The sequence below is a fragment of the Streptomyces sp. NBC_00989 genome (assembly GCF_045162655.1).
Classification (GTDB): domain Bacteria; phylum Actinomycetota; class Actinomycetes; order Streptomycetales; family Streptomycetaceae; genus Streptomyces.
This window is the reverse complement of the sequence record NZ_CP108728.1, coordinates 9,664,384-9,679,473: the sequence shown is the minus strand read 5'-3', so window position 1 is coordinate 9,679,473 and position 15,090 is coordinate 9,664,384. Positions and strand designations below refer to the sequence as shown.

Here is a 15,090-nt window from a genome sequence, read left to right as displayed (position 1 = left end):
TCTTTCCGGAACCCGCCTCCACACTCACCAGGCCATGCCCGATGATGGTCGGGCCATGACCATGCCCCGTACGACGACGCACCATGCGCCCCTGCCCGTTCTGCGGGCCGCGGTGTTCGCCGCCGTCGGGACGGTGCTGGGCGTGAGCGCCCACCACCTGATCGCCGAGGGGCCCGCGCCCTGGCGGCAGAGTGCCTGGGCGGCCTCCGTGCTCTTCGGCATCGGGCTCGCCGGTGCTCGGCGTCCGCGCACACTGGGCGCGGTGACGGCGACGAGCGCCACCGCCCAAGTGGGCCTGCACCTGTGGCTGTCGACAGCGCGCACACACCGCGATGCCGACGATGGCCATGGACGCCCACCACCCCGTGGACGCCCATGGCGCCTGGCACGAGCGGCTGCACGGTTCGCTCGCGATGACCGTCGTGCACGCCGTCGCCGCCGTACTCGTCGCCGTGCTGTTGCACCGCGCGGACGCGGCGTGCTGGTCGCTGGCGCGCGGTCTGACGGTGGTGGCGGACGGCGTCCGGGCACGCATCGCCACGGTCTGGGCGCTGCTGAGCGACCGCCCGGCGCCGCCGGAGGGCGAGCTGCCGACGCTCGCCCTCGCATGGTTGGAACGTCCGCTGCCCCAGGGGGCGTTGCTCGCGGACGTGGTGGTACGGCGGGGTCCTCCGCCGGCGGGGTTCGTACTCGCCACCTGACCCCGCCGGAACGGCACCCTCGCCGCTCCGCGTTCCATCACGCCTGGAGACACCCATGTCCCGTCCCACAAACACCCGCCGTACCGCCCGGCGCCTGACGATCGCCACCGCCGCGACCGCCGCCGCCGTCCTCCTCAGCACCGGTCCGGCCGCCGCCCACGTGGAGGTCGAGTCCGAAAAGGCCCAGGCCCTTGCCGAGAACGTCGAGGTCTCCTTCGACGCCGAGTCGGAGTCCTCCACGGCCGGGATCGCCGAGATCCGCGTGGTCCTGCCCGAGAGCATCGCGCCCGCCGACGTGGCCTACGGCGAAGGCCCCAAGGGCTGGAAGTTCACCGCGAACGACGACGGCTACACCGTCAAGGGCCCGGCGGTGAAGGGCGGTGTGAACGCCGAGTACTCCATCGTCGTCAGGCAGCTACCCGACGCGAAGGAACTGGCGTTCAAGACGCTGCAGACCTACACCGACGGCCGTACCGACCGCTGGATCGAACTCGACGAGAGCGGCGAGCAGCCCGCTCCGGTGCTCAAGCTGACAGCCGCCGCGGCCGGCGCCAAGTCCGCGAGCCCGACCCCGAGCGAGACGGCGTCCCAGTCCGCCTCACCCTCGGCCGAGGAGCCCGAGCCCTCGTCCTCCCCCGTGGCCGAGGCCGAGACGAAGGACGACGGCGGCCTGTCGAGCGGTGCCTGGATCGGCATCGGTGCCGTCGTGGTCGTAGCGGCGGGCGGGGCCTTCTATCTCGTACGCCGCCGGGGCGCCGCCTCCGCGTAGTTCCATCCGGCGGAAGGTCTTCGCCGTGACCGGCCCGGCCGACTCGACGCCACCTGCCCGAGCCGGCCGGGCTCTTCCGGGCTCCTGGCGTACGGTGCGTCGCGCTCAGTGGCCCGAGCCGTCTGCGCGTCAGTCGTGCGGGGCCTTGCCGGTGACCCGGTGGTCGGCGTGGCTGAGCGCTTCCGTCACCAGTCGGCGCAGATGGCCGTCGCGCAGGCTGTAGTAGACGTGCCGGCCCTCACGCCGTGTCTCCACGAGCCCCGCGAGCCGCAGCTTCGCCAAGTGCTGGCTCACGGCCGTCCGGGACGCCTCGCAGCGCTCGGTCAGCGAGCCGACGTCCGACTCCGCCTGGGCCAGCAGCCACAGCAGGTGGAGCCGGGTCACGTCGGACAGCATCGCGAACACCTCGGTCGCTTCCGCGAGTCGCGCGCTGTCCGGGGCACGCAGATGCGCATCAGACGCATGTGGCAGGGGCTCGCGAACAGACATGGGGACAGCGTAGAGGCCCGTACGGGCGGGAAGCGCATCGCGCGTCCACCATGTTCACGCAGGAACATGTGCACAGATGCGCACTCGTGCATATAGTGGATGCCAGCTGCTGCCGTCCCCCTGCCGAGGACCCGCCCGCATGTTCTCCGTCCTGCGCGACCGCGCCTACCGTCACCTTTTCACCGCCCAGGTCATCGCCCTGGTCGGCACCGGTCTGGCCACCGTGGCGCTCGGTCTGCTGGCCTACGACATCGCGGGCGCCGACGCCGGATCGGTCCTCGGCACCGCGCTCGCGATCAAGATGCTGGCGTATGTGGTGATCGCCCCGGCCGTCGGCGCGGTCGCCGACCGGCTGCCGCGCCGCGCGCTGATGGTCGGCTCGGACCTGACGAGGGCCGGGGTCGCGCTGATGCTGCCGTTCGTGGACCAGGTGTGGCAGGTGTACGTCCTGATCTTCCTGCTCCAGTCGGCGTCCGCGGCGTTCACCCCGACGTTCCAGGCGGTCATCCCGGACGTGCTGCCCGCCGAGCGCGACTACACCCAGGCGCTGTCGCTGTCCCGGCTCGCCTACGACCTGGAGAGCCTGTTCAGTCCGGCGCTGGCCGCCGCGCTGCTCTCGCTGATCACGTACAACTGGCTGTTCCTGGGCACGATGGCCGGCTTCCTCGCCTCGGCGGCCCTGGTGGTGTCGGCCGCGCTGTCCAAGCCGGTCACGGCCACCACGCCACGAAGCGGCAGCGCGTATGCCAAGGCGACCGCCGGCACCCGACTCTTCTTCGCCACCCCGCAGCTGCGCGCCCTGCTCGCCCTCAGCCTAGCCGTCGCCGCCGCGAGCGCGATGGTCACGGTCAACAGCGTGGTCTACGTCCGCGACCGGCTCGGCCACGGCGCCGCCGACGTGTCCCTCGCGCTCGGCGCGTACGGCGCGGGCTCGATGGTGGTCGCGCTGCTGCTGCCCCGCGTACTGGACCGGGTCCCGGATCGCGTGGTCATGCTGCGCGGCGCCCTGTTGCTCACCGTGGTCTTCGTCGGGCTGGGCGCCATCACCGCCGCCGGGAGCGGGAGTTGGCGATGGCCCGGGCCCGGGCTACTCGCGGTGTGGGCCGCCTTCGGCGCCGCCTGCTCGATGGTGCTCACGCCGACCGGCCGGCTGATCCGCCGCTCGGCCCCTCCGGAGGAACGCACATCGGCGTTCGCCGCCCAGTTCTCCCTGTCCCACAGCTGTTGGCTGCTGACGTATCCGCTGGCCGGCTGGCTGGGAGCGGACGCGGGACTCCAGGCGGCCGTGGTCGCACTCGGGACGATCGCCCTTGCCGCGGGCCTGCTCGCGGTACGCCTGTGGCCGGCACGGGAACCGGTGGCCGTCGAGCACGACCACACCGGCCTCGACGCGGCACACCCCCACGTCGCCGGGGCCGCGCGGGTCGCCAACGGCTGGCGGCACAGCCACGACCCGCTCCTCGACGGACTGCACGCCCACCGCTGAACGGGCGGTGACGGACGGAACGCCTACCGCCCGGTCAGTCCTCGATGTCGCGCCGCACTCGCCGGGACGGGCCGAAGGCGTACAGGTCGAGGATGTCGGGTGGTTCAGCGAGGCCCGGCCCTCCGGCACGCACCCACGCGGCTATGTCGGCCGTCGCGTCCGGGTCGTTGACCAGTCCGAGCCAGACCGGCTGCCCGCCCGCGGCGCGTCCGGACGGTGAGGGCTGTACGACGATGACGTTGGCCCGCTCGCACGCGTCGAGGCAGTTCACGGCCCGGATCCGGGCGACCGAGCCCAACTCGGCCTTTAGCGCGGCGAGTTGGGCGGCGTGGTCGACGCCGGGAACCTTGGCCGTGCCGCAGCAGCAGCCCCGGCACACGGTGACCGTGCACGAGGGCGCCGCCCGGTCGGCGGCGCGGTCCTTGCCCCGGCTCACTGGACGCCCCGCTTCCAGGCCGCTTCACGCAGCAGCCGCAGCCCGTTGAGGCCGACGATGACCGTGGAGCCCTCGTGCCCGGCGACACCGAGCGGCAGCGGCAGGTGGCCCGCCAGGTCCCAGATGACCAGGGCGGCAATGAACACGCCTGCGACGACGAGGTTCTGCACGACGAGCTTGCGGGCGCGGCGCGAGAGGGCGATGACGGCGGGGACGGTGGCGAGTTCGTCGCGGACGATCACCGCGTCGGCGGTCTCCAGGGCAAGGTCGGAGCCCGCGCGGCCCATGGCGATGCCGGTGTGCGCGGCGGCCAGTGCGGGTGCGTCGTTGACACCGTCCCCGACGACCAGCACCCTGCGCCCCGCGCCCTCCAGTTCCCTGACCGCGCTCACCTTGTCCTGCGGCAGCAGCCCGGCCCGTACGTCCTCGATGCCGACCTCGGCGGCGAGGCGGATGGCGGCACGGGGGTTGTCGCCGGTCAGCAGCAGGGGTGCGGCTCCGGTGAGGGACGTCAGCGAAGAGATGGTCGCGGTCGCGTCGGCGCGCAGGCGGTCGGCGATGCCGAGTACGCCCACCGGCGCACCGTCGAGGGTGACCAGCACGGCGGTCCGCCCGTCCTCCTCCAGCGCACCTGCGAGCGCGGCGGCCCGTACGGAGCCCGCGTCCGACGCCCCTGCGAGCAGCCGGGCCGGGGCACCGACCGCGACCACGCGCTCGTCGACAGCGGCGGTCACCCGGACGCCGGGCGTGGAGGTGAAGTCCTCCGCCACCGGCAGAGTGAGTCCGCGCTCGCGTGCCGCATCCACGACGGCACGGGCCAATGGATGCTCACTGGGGTGTTCCGCCGCAGCGGCGAGGACCAGCAACTCGCCTTCACCCAGCCCGGATCCGGTGAGCGGCCGAATGTCGGTGACCTTTGGGGTGCCCTCGGTCAGCGTGCCGGTCTTGTCGAGCGCCACCGCGTCGACCTGCCCCAGCCGCTCCATCACCACGGCCGACTTGACCAGCACACCGTGCCGCCCGGCATTGGCGATGGCCGACAGCAGGGGCGGCATGGTCGCCAGCACGACCGCGCACGGCGACGCCACGATCATGAAGGTCATGGCCCGCAGCAGCGACTCGGTCAGATTCGCCCCGAAGCCGAGCGGGACGAGGAACACCGCGAGGGTCGCCGCCACCATGCCGAGCGAGTACCGCTGTTCGACCTTCTCGATGAACAGTTGTGTCGGCGCTTTGGTCTCCGACGCCTCCTCCACCATGCGCACGATCCGGGCGATCACCGAGTCGGACGCGTCCCGCTCGACGTGCACCCGCAATGCACCGGTGCCGTTGAGCGTGCCGGCGAAGACCTCGTCGCCCTTCTCCTTGGCCACGGGCAGCGGTTCGCCGGTGATGGTCGCCTGGTCGACGTCGCTAGCCCCGTCCAGAACTCGGCCGTCCGCGCCGACGCGCTCGCCCGGTCGTACGAGGATCGTGTCGCCAACGGCCAACTCCTCGACGGCGACGGCCACTTCCCGGTCGTCGGCGTCGAGGCGGGTGGCCATGGCCGGCGCCAGGTCCAGCAGGCCGCGCACCGAGTCGGCGGTCCGGACCGTGGCCAACGCCTCCAACGCACCGGACGTGGCGAAGATGACGATCAGCAGCGCCCCGTCCATGACCTGCCCGATCGCCGCCGCACCGAGCGCGGCGACGATCATCAGGAGATCGACGTCGAGAGTCTTCCCCTTCAGCGCCTTCAGCCCCTCCCAGCCCGGCTCCCACCCGCCGGTGGCGTACGACAGCGCGTACAGCGGACCCCACACCCAGACCGGCGCGCCGGTCAGCTGCAGCGGCAGGGCGAGGAGGAAGAGGACGGTGGCCGCAGCCGCCCAGCGCGCCTCGGGCAGTGCGAGAACACGGGTGCGGCGCCGGGAGGTGTCGCCGTCGCGCGTCGGCGCGGCACGGTCGGCGTGCGGCGGGGTGAGGGTGAAGGTCATCGGAGCGGAAGTCCTTCACGGAGCCATGACGAAACAACGGTCGGCCGGGGATCCAGCCCCGCCCCTTCCACGATACAGGATCACATGAAGACTCATTCATGCGTTCATTCATGCATCTCCGTAGGATGAGTGCCATGGGCCACGGAGCTGACGCCAAGACCACCGCCACCGCGCGCGAGCGCCTGGAGGCCGTGGGCGCCACCGACGTGGCCGCCACCCTCCAGGCCCTGGCCACCCCCTCCCGGTTGCGGATCCTGGCCCGTCTCCAGGAAGGCCCGTGCGCGGCGACAGAACTCGCCGACGCCGTCGGCATGGAACAGTCCGCCTGCTCCCACCAACTGCGGCTGCTGCGCAACCTCGGCCTGGTCACCGGAGAGCGCCGAGGCCGCTCGGTCATCTACGCGCTCTACGACAACCACGTCGCCGAACTCCTGGAGCAGGCCCTCTACCACGTCGAACACCTGCGCCTCGGCCTGCGCGACGCCGCGACGATGGTCCCGACCGCAACGGTCGGGACCCGCTGAGCCACCCTCCAGCCCGACGTGAACGCGGGACGGCCCGGGGGCGCCCTACCGCAGCGACGTCTCCCAGGCCCGATCCGCCGTCAGCCCCTCGCCGCCACCGCCGCGGCCAGTCGCGGTGCCGCGAACTGCGTGCCGCACGTGAACCGCAGCAGTGGCCCGAAGGTCGCCGCCGCCTGGATGCCGGTGAAGTACAGGCCCGGCACGGACGACTGGAGTCCGGCGTCGAGGTGCGGGAAGCCGGCTGTGCGGGTCAGTTCGGCCCGCAGTTCGGGGGCCAGGAAGTCCACCGCGTCGAGGCGGACCCGGTAGCCGGTGGCGGCCAGGACGTGACCGGTCTCGATGGTGCGGGTCCGGCCCTCGGTGTCGCGGGTGGTGAGGGTGACCCCGTCGCCGTTCCGCGCGGCCCCGGTGATGTGCTGCCCGAGGTAGACGGGCACGACGCCCTCTAGGCGGGGCTTGAGCCACCAGGAGCCGAAGGGCCCCAGCACCCGTTTCACCAGCCGCAGCCGCGTGACCGCGGGCAGGAAGCGGAACGCCGCCGCGTGGTGAACGACGCCGTACAGCCCCCAGGACCGGCCCAGCCCCGTGTCCGGCTGCCAGTGCGGCGGAGGCGTCGGAGCCGCACCGAACACCAACTCCCTCCCACGCACGAGCAGTTGAACCCTCGCCCCGGCCTCGCCCAGCAGTGCCGCACTCTCCTGCGCCGACTGGCCCGCGCCCACCACGACCACGTCCCGCCCCGCGAACCTCGCGAGATCGGCGTGGTGGGAGCTGCGCGAGACGAGCCCCTCGGGAACGAGCGCCGCCAGCGGCTCGGGGACGTACGCGAAACCGTCCATCCCGCTGGCGACCACCACGGCCGAGGCGCGCAGTTCCTCGCCCGAGGCGAGCTTGAGATGGAACCCGTCGGCCTGCCGGTCGACACCCAGCACCCGGATGTCCTCCACCTCGGGCACCAACTGCTCGGCGAACCAACGCCCGTACCGGACGAACATCTCGACCGGCACCGGATCGTGCCCCTCCAGCCGCGGCTCCCCCGCCTGCCGGGCGTAGGCGTCCAGCGTGAACCCTGGCTTCGGCGCGGACAGCATCGACGCGCTCGGCGGCGACTTCAACAGCATGCCCGCGGGCATGTTCTCGGCCCAGCTCGCCATCGGCGAACCGAACACCCTGACGTGCAGGCCGCACGCCTTCAGATGTGCGGCGGTGGACAGGCCGTACGGACCCGTCCCGATCACGACAATCGTCGTGGACATGAATCCCCCCAGAAGGCAGCCCCGTCGGACCGCCCATGAATGTGGTCGGTCAGGTGGTGCGTGCAGGCACGCGCACATCGCCGCCGAGTCGGCTACGGCCGTTCAGGCAGCGGTGAGTACGCCGAGAGGGGGGCCTCGGCGTACGACACAGTGGGCGAGCGCCGGTTCGCGTGGCGAGGCGCGGGCCGGGCCGGAGCGGACGGGCGTCACCTCGGGCGCCGCGACGGCGGTCTCGACGCCTTCTCGCGGGAACAGCAGACGCCACAACCAGGCAAACAGCGAACGCAGTTCGCCCGCCACCCGGTGAAGACCGGTCCGGCCGTTCTGTACGCCGTGCAGGAGGACGGCGAGCAGGACGGTCATGGCGAGATGGGCGATCACAAAGGGCCAGGCCGTGGACAGCCGCTCGTACGCGGGTTCCGTGGTCGTGGTGAACCAACAGACTCCGAGCGCCTGCCCCGCGAGGCTGAGCGTCAACTGCCGTGAAACCATGCTCGGTTGCCAGGAGAAGGGAAACGCCACGGCGAACAGGAGACCGGCCAAGACCCCACGGGCACCCCACGACGGCGACACGTCGAACACCACGTGATGCCCCACGACCGCGAGCACCGTGGCCGCCCCGGCGAACAGAGCCGCGCGGGCAGCCGCGATCCGTACCGGGGCCGATACACCACCGGAACGGCACAGGCTAGACACATGGGTTGAAATCGCCATGACCCACACATCATGAAGGGTGAGTCGACGCCCTGTCACTACCGCGTCCGCGTCGCCTGCACGTTGTACAGCCAGGGCCGCACATCGCCGTGCTCGCCGACCTCGAAGCCCGCGCCCGCGATGAGTCCGTCCAGTAGATCCACGCGGTTGTGCGCCATGGCGTGCCCTCCGCCGCCGTGCACCAGCCGACGGCCCAGGGCGCTTTTCGGCAGTCGGAACTCGACGACCAGCAGCCGTCCTCCGGGCCGCAGGACGCGGTGCATTTCGCGCAGCGCCGCGGGGCGGAGCTCCTCGGGCAGGTGGTGGAGCATCAGGCTGGTGACGACGGTGTCGAAGGCGGCATCCGGCAGGTCCAGGGATTCAGCGATGCCCTCCTGGTAGGTGCAGGGGGCGCTGTCCGCGCGTTGCTTCTTGCGGCGGGCGTAGTCCAGAACCGGCGGCGAGGGGTCCACTCCGGTTCACCGCGCCATCGGGGCCGACCCGAGCCGCTATGTGCCGGGTCAGGTAGCCGGTGCCGCAGCCGACGTCCAGGACGTGGTCGCCCGCCTGGGCGCCGCTGAGTTCGGCGAGGCGGGTGAAGGCGCGGTTGCGGCGGCCGGCGAAACAGACGTCGCCGAAGAGTTCGTAGGCACGAGGGGTTGCGATGGTCACACCGGGTGTGTCCGCATGTGGCTTGCCCTGCATGAGGCGTCCGAGGTCCGCTTTCACCTGTGGCAGGGGCTGTCGAAGCGGGTCTCGGACATCGCCGCGGCCCACCGCGGCTGCCTGGCCGCGGCAGTACGTGAACCCGAACCGGCCCTACCCCCGTCGGGACGAACCGTGCAAGGCTCCTGATACTCCCGCCTTGCGTCACGCGAAGCGCCTGTTCGAGACCGTCCAGGGGTACACCGGCACGGCCCGCAGTCTCAGCGCGATAGCCCGCGAGCTCGGCTTGAACCGCCGCACCGTGGCCAAGTACGCACGCGCTGCCTGCTGGAAGGAGTGCATACGGCGCACTCCTTCCCGCCGGTCCACGAGCCTCGACCCGTATCTGGAGTATCTGAGGCAGCGGTGAGAGGAAAGCGAGCACACCGCGACCGTGCTGCACCAGGAGATTGCCGCCAAGGGCTACGGCGGCCACTACCAGCGGGTCAAGATGGCCATCGCGCCGCTACGCCGCGGTCGGCCGATCGACACACCGCGCGAGCGGCCACCCTCGCCATCACCCGCACGACCATCACCGGCCTCGCCGACCGAATACAGCCCCAGACGGTCGACCCGTCACCACGTCTGGAACTGCCCGAGCACCCGGACTACCCGCGCATCCTCGCCGTCTTCAACGACACCACCGGCCCACTGAGGGCCCGCGACATCTGCCAGGCCCTCGACTTCGATCTGCTGCCGAAACACGTCGAACGCACCCCGCGCCAAGATGAAACGCCTCGTCACCATAGGAATCCTCACCGAGGCCGAGCCGGGCACCTTCAGTAAGAAGCAGTAACCAAGTCCGGAACGCACATCAACTCACGAACCACCCACTCAATGGCGGTCGCTGGGCTGGCTTTTGTGTGAGAGGGCGGGCCGTCATGGCCCGCCCCCGGTTGATCACTTGTTGTTGGGTTGGGTCGACGCCCGCTTGAGCCGGGCTCTGGCTTGTTGCTCCCAGTCGGGCGCGGCTGCCGGAGGCGTGGATGGTTCGGGTGCGCTCGTGACGCTGCTGCGCCAGTTCCGCCCACACTGGTCGGTGTGCTGGTGGACGGTGTCTTTCTCGGGCGTAGCCGGCCAGATCTGCAGGAGGTAGTCCTCCGCCGGTTCGAATGCGACAGCGTCGTATCCGCGATCCCGCCCGCGGGCGTGGACGCGTACCCGGTAATGGCCGGGCCCGAACGGGGTCAGCAAGGGCAGGTCGGGAGGATCGTCCATCATGGCGGCCACCTGCATCTGCCCGGAGACGGACTCGATGCTGTGATCCACCACCTCGTCCCACCCCGTGGTGTCCGGGCTCGTCACAGGCTGCTCGTACACCTGCACCTGCACGTTGACGACACCGCTGCTGGCCCCTACGAGCACCACCGCCAGCCCTGGTCTTGAGAAGATCAGGCCGTTCTCGGGACGGAAGGGGGGCTGGCGGTGCTGTCCGATGTCCGCCAGGTGGAAGGCGTGGTACTCCACCCGTACAAGTGCGGATGCCGCCGCCACCGGTTCGCTCATGCCAGGCATGCTAGACCGCGCCTCCTCAGTCGACGATCCATACCCGGAAGGCGTCTTTCTCGATGACCCGGTTGTCGGTGTAGAAGACGTTCAACAGGCTGCCCGCGCTGCTGTTCTCCGCCGCCGGGATCATGCAGGCGCTCCATCCGTCGGGTCCTGTGCTGCCGATGGGCAGCGCGGTGATCTGGCACCAGTCGAAGGTGCGGCCGGGATACGGCTGGGGCTGCGGGAGGGAGCCGGTGTAGGCGCCTTGCCAGGTCGAGCGGAAGGGGTATTCGTCGCAGCTGTAGCCGGTGGGGCGCGGGTAGCCGCCGCTGGCGAACTGCGGGCAGGCCGTGTTCCCGTTGCGGTCTCGCAGTGTCGCGTCGGTCAGCCGGTACAGAGGCTGACCGTCCGGGTAGGCGCCGGGCAGCCCGGATGCCTGGGCGTCGCGGACGTGGCGGGCGTAGTTGGGGGAGGAGCCGCTGAGGCTGACGACGTCGGTCGGCGCGTAGTCAGGGAAGACGCACCCGACGCTGGAGACGCCCGGTACCGCGTTGTCGCAACGGACATCCATCGGCACCGGGATGCCGAACAGGCCGGTACCTACTGCCCATGAGGGGTTGTTGAACTCGTAGTAGATGGTGGTCCTGGCCGTTCCGGTGGCTCCGGCCGCCGTGGCCGTGGTGGTCGGCAGTGCCTCGCCCCAGGGCATGCTGCTCAGAGTGACGGGCTGTTCGGGGAAGTCGACGGCGGAAGCGGGCAGGGTGCAGTCCCCCACGCAGGTGGCGTCGCCCTTGACCGTGGTGCCGCTGATCTGTCCCCAGCCGTCGTACAGCAGGATCGACAGCTGATGGCCCCAGGTGGAGATGTCCCTCTGCGCGTAGACATATTCGTCAGCCTGGTAGTAGAGCTGCCCGAGCAGTTCCTGGGTGCGGATGTCACGCACGTCGACGATCCACGTCTCGATCGCACAGGCGTGGAACCGGTCGAAGTACCAGGTGCCGTCTCCGTCGGAGAGGTCGTAGCACCAGTCGGGCAGCGACAGCGGGGTGCGGTCATCGGCGAGTGCTGCGGCTTTCACAGCCGACGGCTTGTGAGGAGCGGCCGAACTGATGCACGCGGCCTTCGTCTTGCCCTGCTGCGCGAGCTGGTCGGCCTTCCCCGATTTCGCCAGCGCCTTGAGCCGGGGCAGGACTTTGGAACAGGAGCTGTCGGAAGCACTCAGTGCCTGGGCCTCAGGGCGGCCGGCCTTCTGCGGCTGCGGCGTGGGGAGTTCGGCCTGGGCCTGAGCAACAGTCTCCGGCGCGGTTGAGGGGAAACCGGGCTGCAGTGTGGCGGCGAGAGCTTGCGCGGGAAGGAGCGCAAGCGCCAGGGCAGTCAGGGTCGTTCTGAAAACGGATCTCACTGCTATCCCTTCGCAGAGTCGTGTGACGGCCGGCCACGAGCCGGCGCCACGAACGACCGCGACACTAGGAGTCAAGATCCGCCACATGCGTGGCATGTCCATGCATTGTCCGAAAGTGCTTGCTAATCCGGCTGAGAGGCACCCTGCCCGAAGCCCGCGCCCCCAAGCCGCCGCCGGACTGCTCTCCCACCAGCACGCCACCGCCCGGCCCGGCGCTCGGGTGTGAACCGGGGCGGATCCGCAGCCTTCGGCGTTGCGGGCGCAGAAAAATAGGCGCCGGCCCATCAGAAACCGCCTCGCCAAACCCTCCAGACTCTGCGACTGCGAACAGTGCCATTGGCCCTACCCAACCCAGTCGAGGTCTCGCTCAACCCACAACCAAGATCCGGACCATATGCGGGCCAGAGACCGCCAGATCCACATCAGCCGTCACATTCGCGCTGGTCAGCGCCATGCAAGCCGTGTACCACCAGCAGACCAAGAACCTGCTGGTGTCGTACTCGCCGAAGAAGCTGGGCTTCTTCTAGGCCCTCCAGGCCAGAGGGACGCGTGCCTGAAAGGGTGCCTGAACTGGGAGAACTCCCGTCAGGCACCCTTCGTGGCGACCAGTCGAGGCAGAAACACTGCCACTCGAAGTGACATTCCCATTCCTCCGGCGGTCTGGTCGTCGACGACCAGACGGAAGTCCTCGGGGGTAGAGAGTCCAGGGCTCCCCGGAGCCGTGATCACGGACGATCACCTTCCTGACCTGGGTTTTTCCTGGAAGGTGATCTATTTTGGCGTGCCCTGCACACGTCGCCCAGTACCTCGTTCGCGTTGAAACGTCGACGCCTGGAAGACCAAGTGGCCCCGCCGGGAACAGCCGGTCCGGTCGGCGCGGTTGCACCGACCGAGGGCCCGGCGCCGCACGGTCGGGGAACACGGAGACCACAAGGTCGTCCGCCCCACCAGGATCCGGGCCCCAGGATCGCGGTACGCCCACCGCGCACAGGGACCAAGACGCATTTCCGCAGGAGGACTCTTCATGACCGACCGGCCCTTGACGCTCATGGCAGTGCACGCCCACCCCGACGACGAGGCCACCACGACCGGAGGGGTCCTCGCGCAGTACGCGGCGGAAGGCATCCGCACGGTTCTCGTGACGTGTACCGACGGCGCCTGCGGTGACGGACCAGGCGGTGTCAAGCCGGGCGATCCCGGGCACGATCCGGCGGCGGTCGCCCTGCTGCGCCGCCAGGAACTCGAGGCGAGCTGTGAGGTCCTGAAGATCAGCGACCTGGAGATGCTGGACTACGGCGACTCCGGGATGGCGGGCTGGCCGAGCAACGACGCCCCCGGATCCTTCTGGCAGACCCCCGTTGAGGAAGGCGCGGCCCGGCTCGCGGAACTCATGCGGCACTACCGGCCCGATGTGGTCGTCACCTATGACGAGAACGGCTTCTATGGCCACCCCGACCACATCCAGGCCCACCGCATCACGATGGCGGCGCTGGAGATGACCGAGCTGACACCGAAGGCGTACTGGACGACGATGCCCCGCTCGCAGATGCGTCGGTTCGGCGAGGTCATGCGCGAGCTTCATCCGGACATGCCCGAGCCGGACCCCGCCGAGGTCGCCGAGATGGCCAAGATGGGCCTCCCCGACGACGAGATCACCACCTGGGTGGACGCCACCGCGTTCAGCGGTCAGAAGTTCGACTCGCTGGCCGCGCACGCCAGCCAGGGCGAGAACATCTTCTTCCTCAAGATGGGCAAGGAGAGGTTCGGCGAGTTGATGGGTACGGAGACGTTCGTCCGTGTCCAGGACACCACCGGCGCCGCCGTACCCGAGAAGGACCTCTTCGCCGGACTGCGCTGATACGCCGGGCCTCCCGGCCGACTGGCCAACCAGCCCTACCGGTCCGGGCGGTCCGGGCGGTCCGGGCGGTCCGGGCGGTCCGGGCGGTCCGGGCGGTCCGGGCGGTCCGGGAAAGCGCATCGACCGCACGACGCGATCGAGCGGGGCACACGCCCGGAGGCTTCTCCACGTGAGTTCCGCTCCGTCAGCCCGCATCCAGGCCCTCGCCGGTCCCGCCACCACGCCGCCACGCCGGTCCCGCCACCACGTCGTCACGTCGTCACGTCGTCACGTCGTCACGTCGTCACGTCGTCACGTCGTCACGTCGTCACGTCGCCATCAGCCGGCAGCCCCACCACGTCGCCCTGAACCACTCCTTCGTACTGCTGATCCCGTTGCGTGCGATCACCGCCGTATCCGCCACGATCCCGCGCACCGGATCCGGCCGGACACCCGAGACGGCAGCAAGCATCCACTGAACGCCCCCTCGCCTCGACAGCCGGAGGAACCCATGACGACGTCCATCGACCGCCGCATCGTGCTGTTCGACCTCTTCGGGGTCATCGCCCGCGACCAACGCCCGGGCGCCCTGGGCGAGATGGCCGCCCGCTGTCACACACCGACCGACGCCTTCACGACGGCCTACTGGGACTGCCGCCCGCCCTACGACGCCGGGCAGCAGTCCGCGTCCGAGTACTGGACCGCCGTACTGCGACGGCTGTCCCTGGCCGTCGACGCCGGCACGATCGAGGAACTGCGCCTCGCCGACATCGACAGTTGGTCACGCGTCGACGACCGGATGGTCGCCTACGCCCAGTCCCTCCGCGATGTCGCCGAGGTCGCCCTGTTGTCCAACATCCCCTCGGACCACGCGGACGCCTTCCTCGCAGCGCAGCCCTGGCTGCGCCGTCTGGACCACGTCGCATTCTCCGGAAAGATCAAGGCGGCGAAGCCGGCCCCGGCGGCCTTCCACCACGTCGTCGTCGCCCTGCGGGCCGCTCCGACCGACTTCCTCTTCGTCGACGACCGCGAGGAGAACGTACGCGCCGCGCAGGCCATCGGCATGAACGGACACGTCTTCACCGGTCGCGACGAGCTGGCGGCCGTCATCGACACCTGGTTGCCGACCCGACGGCCCGACGACCCGACGACCCGCGTGGAAATGGCGCATCCGTCGCCACCTGACTCCCGGACCAGCCGTCCTGATCCCCCGGACCGGCAACCGCGTCAGCGCCTCAGAGGTCCTGGCCGCAGCGGCACGCCGTAGGAGATGCGGTACGCCGACTCCGGCCGGCCAAGGCCAAAGGCTGATTCCGAACTCCTCC

18 protein-coding genes are annotated in these 15,090 nt (G+C 70.4%); 7 read left to right on the top strand and 11 right to left on the bottom strand.

Annotated features, from left to right (window positions below):
* Nucleotides 1–24: 24 nt before the first annotated feature.
* Nucleotides 25–282, bottom strand: a complete 258-nt coding sequence (locus OG714_RS43470) for a hypothetical protein (protein ID WP_406129457.1) — start codon at nt 280–282, stop codon at nt 25–27.
* 50 nt (nt 283–332) lie between these two features.
* Here OG714_RS43470 and OG714_RS43465 point away from each other — a divergent pair, with 50 nt between their 5' ends.
* Nucleotides 333–701: a hypothetical protein gene (locus OG714_RS43465; protein WP_406129455.1), complete on the top strand. Its 369-nt coding sequence runs from the start codon at nt 333–335 to the stop codon at nt 699–701.
* 55 nt (nt 702–756) lie between these two features.
* Nucleotides 757–1,470: a DUF1775 domain-containing protein gene (locus OG714_RS43460; RefSeq protein ID WP_406129453.1), complete on the top strand. Its 714-nt coding sequence runs from the start codon at nt 757–759 to the stop codon at nt 1,468–1,470.
* 129 nt (nt 1,471–1,599) lie between these two features.
* On the opposite strand, the gene OG714_RS43455 is transcribed toward OG714_RS43460, so the two are convergent.
* Entirely contained in the window at nt 1,600–1,959 is a 360-nt protein-coding gene (locus OG714_RS43455) for an ArsR/SmtB family transcription factor (RefSeq protein ID WP_406129451.1), read from the bottom strand.
* A gap of 139 nt (nt 1,960–2,098) precedes the next feature.
* Between OG714_RS43455 and OG714_RS43450 the strand changes: the two genes are divergently transcribed.
* Nucleotides 2,099–3,445, top strand: a complete 1,347-nt coding sequence (locus OG714_RS43450) for an MFS transporter (RefSeq protein ID WP_406129449.1) — start codon at nt 2,099–2,101, stop codon at nt 3,443–3,445.
* A gap of 34 nt (nt 3,446–3,479) precedes the next feature.
* Here OG714_RS43450 and OG714_RS43445 read toward each other — a convergent pair whose 3' ends face one another.
* Complete coding sequence (locus OG714_RS43445) at nt 3,480–3,881, bottom strand: (2Fe-2S) ferredoxin domain-containing protein (RefSeq protein WP_406129447.1); 402 nt, start codon at nt 3,879–3,881, stop codon at nt 3,480–3,482.
* Nucleotides 3,878–5,857, bottom strand: coding sequence for a heavy metal translocating P-type ATPase (locus tag OG714_RS43440; RefSeq protein WP_406129445.1), 1,980 nt, complete (start codon nt 5,855–5,857; stop codon nt 3,878–3,880). Before OG714_RS43440 ends, OG714_RS43445 begins: the two co-directional genes overlap by 4 nt.
* A 134-nt stretch (nt 5,858–5,991) precedes the next feature.
* On the opposite strand from OG714_RS43440, the gene OG714_RS43435 reads away from it, so the two are divergent.
* A complete protein-coding gene (locus OG714_RS43435; RefSeq protein WP_406129444.1) occupies nt 5,992–6,381 on the top strand; it encodes an ArsR/SmtB family transcription factor in 390 nt (129 codons plus the stop codon).
* Nucleotides 6,382–6,461: 80 nt separating this feature from the next.
* Here OG714_RS43435 and OG714_RS43430 read toward each other — a convergent pair whose 3' ends face one another.
* The 4 genes from OG714_RS43430 to OG714_RS43415 all read right to left on the bottom strand — a co-directional run bounded on the left by OG714_RS43430 (nt 6,462) and on the right by OG714_RS43415 (nt 9,002).
* Nucleotides 6,462–7,637 (bottom strand): NAD(P)-binding domain-containing protein, encoded by a 1,176-nt coding sequence (locus tag OG714_RS43430; RefSeq protein WP_406129442.1) that lies wholly within the window; start codon nt 7,635–7,637, stop codon nt 6,462–6,464.
* A gap of 102 nt (nt 7,638–7,739) precedes the next feature.
* Nucleotides 7,740–8,351, bottom strand: a complete 612-nt coding sequence (locus OG714_RS43425; RefSeq protein ID WP_406129441.1) for a hypothetical protein — start codon at nt 8,349–8,351, stop codon at nt 7,740–7,742.
* A 38-nt stretch (nt 8,352–8,389) separates the two neighbouring features.
* A complete protein-coding gene (locus OG714_RS43420) occupies nt 8,390–8,803 on the bottom strand; it encodes a class I SAM-dependent methyltransferase (RefSeq protein WP_406129440.1) in 414 nt (137 codons plus the stop codon).
* A complete protein-coding gene (locus OG714_RS43415) occupies nt 8,712–9,002 on the bottom strand; it encodes a hypothetical protein (RefSeq protein ID WP_406129439.1) in 291 nt (96 codons plus the stop codon). The genes OG714_RS43420 and OG714_RS43415 overlap by 92 nt, the downstream gene beginning before the upstream one ends.
* A 193-nt stretch (nt 9,003–9,195) precedes the next feature.
* On the opposite strand from OG714_RS43415, the gene OG714_RS43410 reads away from it, so the two are divergent.
* The gene (locus OG714_RS43410) at nt 9,196–9,405 is read left to right on the top strand and encodes a terminase gpP N-terminus-related DNA-binding protein (RefSeq protein WP_406129437.1); all 210 of its coding nucleotides are present in this window, start codon (nt 9,196–9,198) and stop codon (nt 9,403–9,405) included.
* 530 nt (nt 9,406–9,935) lie between these two features.
* Here OG714_RS43410 and OG714_RS43405 read toward each other — a convergent pair.
* Nucleotides 9,936–10,541 (bottom strand): hypothetical protein, encoded by a 606-nt coding sequence (locus OG714_RS43405; RefSeq protein ID WP_406129436.1) that lies wholly within the window; start codon nt 10,539–10,541, stop codon nt 9,936–9,938.
* A gap of 25 nt (nt 10,542–10,566) precedes the next feature.
* Entirely contained in the window at nt 10,567–11,928 is a 1,362-nt protein-coding gene (locus OG714_RS43400) for a hypothetical protein (protein WP_406129434.1), read from the bottom strand.
* A 1,024-nt stretch (nt 11,929–12,952) separates the two neighbouring features.
* Here OG714_RS43400 and OG714_RS43395 point away from each other — a divergent pair.
* Nucleotides 12,953–13,786, top strand: coding sequence for a PIG-L family deacetylase (locus OG714_RS43395; protein ID WP_406129433.1), 834 nt, complete (start codon nt 12,953–12,955; stop codon nt 13,784–13,786).
* Nucleotides 13,787–14,093: 307 nt separating this feature from the next.
* Here OG714_RS43395 and OG714_RS43390 read toward each other — a convergent pair whose 3' ends face one another.
* Complete coding sequence (locus OG714_RS43390) at nt 14,094–14,237, bottom strand: hypothetical protein (protein WP_406129432.1); 144 nt, start codon at nt 14,235–14,237, stop codon at nt 14,094–14,096.
* Nucleotides 14,238–14,276: 39 nt separating this feature from the next.
* Here OG714_RS43390 and OG714_RS43385 point away from each other — a divergent pair, with 39 nt between their 5' ends.
* Nucleotides 14,277–15,032 carry an HAD-IA family hydrolase gene (locus OG714_RS43385; protein ID WP_406129430.1) on the top strand — a complete coding sequence of 252 codons (756 nt, stop codon included), beginning with the start codon at nt 14,277–14,279 and terminating at the stop codon, nt 15,030–15,032.
* Nucleotides 15,033–15,090 lie beyond the last annotated feature (58 nt).

Bases quoted from the DNA above. Each gene is read 5' to 3' on its own strand.
- OG714_RS43465 (WP_406129455.1), top strand. From the start codon at position 333: ATGCCGACGATGGCCATGGACGCCCACCACCCCGTGGACGCCCATGGC.
- OG714_RS43460 (WP_406129453.1), top strand. From the start codon at position 757: ATGTCCCGTCCCACAAACACCCGCCGTACCGCCCGGCGCCTGACGATC.
- OG714_RS43455 (WP_406129451.1), bottom strand. From the start codon at position 1,959: ATGTCTGTTCGCGAGCCCCTGCCACATGCGTCTGATGCGCATCTGCGT.
- OG714_RS43450 (WP_406129449.1), top strand. From the start codon at position 2,099: ATGTTCTCCGTCCTGCGCGACCGCGCCTACCGTCACCTTTTCACCGCC.
- OG714_RS43440 (WP_406129445.1), bottom strand. From the start codon at position 5,857: ATGACCTTCACCCTCACCCCGCCGCACGCCGACCGTGCCGCGCCGACG.
- OG714_RS43435 (WP_406129444.1), top strand. From the start codon at position 5,992: ATGGGCCACGGAGCTGACGCCAAGACCACCGCCACCGCGCGCGAGCGC.
- OG714_RS43430 (WP_406129442.1), bottom strand. From the start codon at position 7,637: ATGTCCACGACGATTGTCGTGATCGGGACGGGTCCGTACGGCCTGTCC.
- OG714_RS43425 (WP_406129441.1), bottom strand. From the start codon at position 8,351: ATGGCGATTTCAACCCATGTGTCTAGCCTGTGCCGTTCCGGTGGTGTA.
- OG714_RS43405 (WP_406129436.1), bottom strand. From the start codon at position 10,541: ATGAGCGAACCGGTGGCGGCGGCATCCGCACTTGTACGGGTGGAGTAC.
- OG714_RS43395 (WP_406129433.1), top strand. From the start codon at position 12,953: ATGACCGACCGGCCCTTGACGCTCATGGCAGTGCACGCCCACCCCGAC.
- OG714_RS43390 (WP_406129432.1), bottom strand. From the start codon at position 14,237: ATGCTTGCTGCCGTCTCGGGTGTCCGGCCGGATCCGGTGCGCGGGATC.
- OG714_RS43385 (WP_406129430.1), top strand. From the start codon at position 14,277: ATGACGACGTCCATCGACCGCCGCATCGTGCTGTTCGACCTCTTCGGG.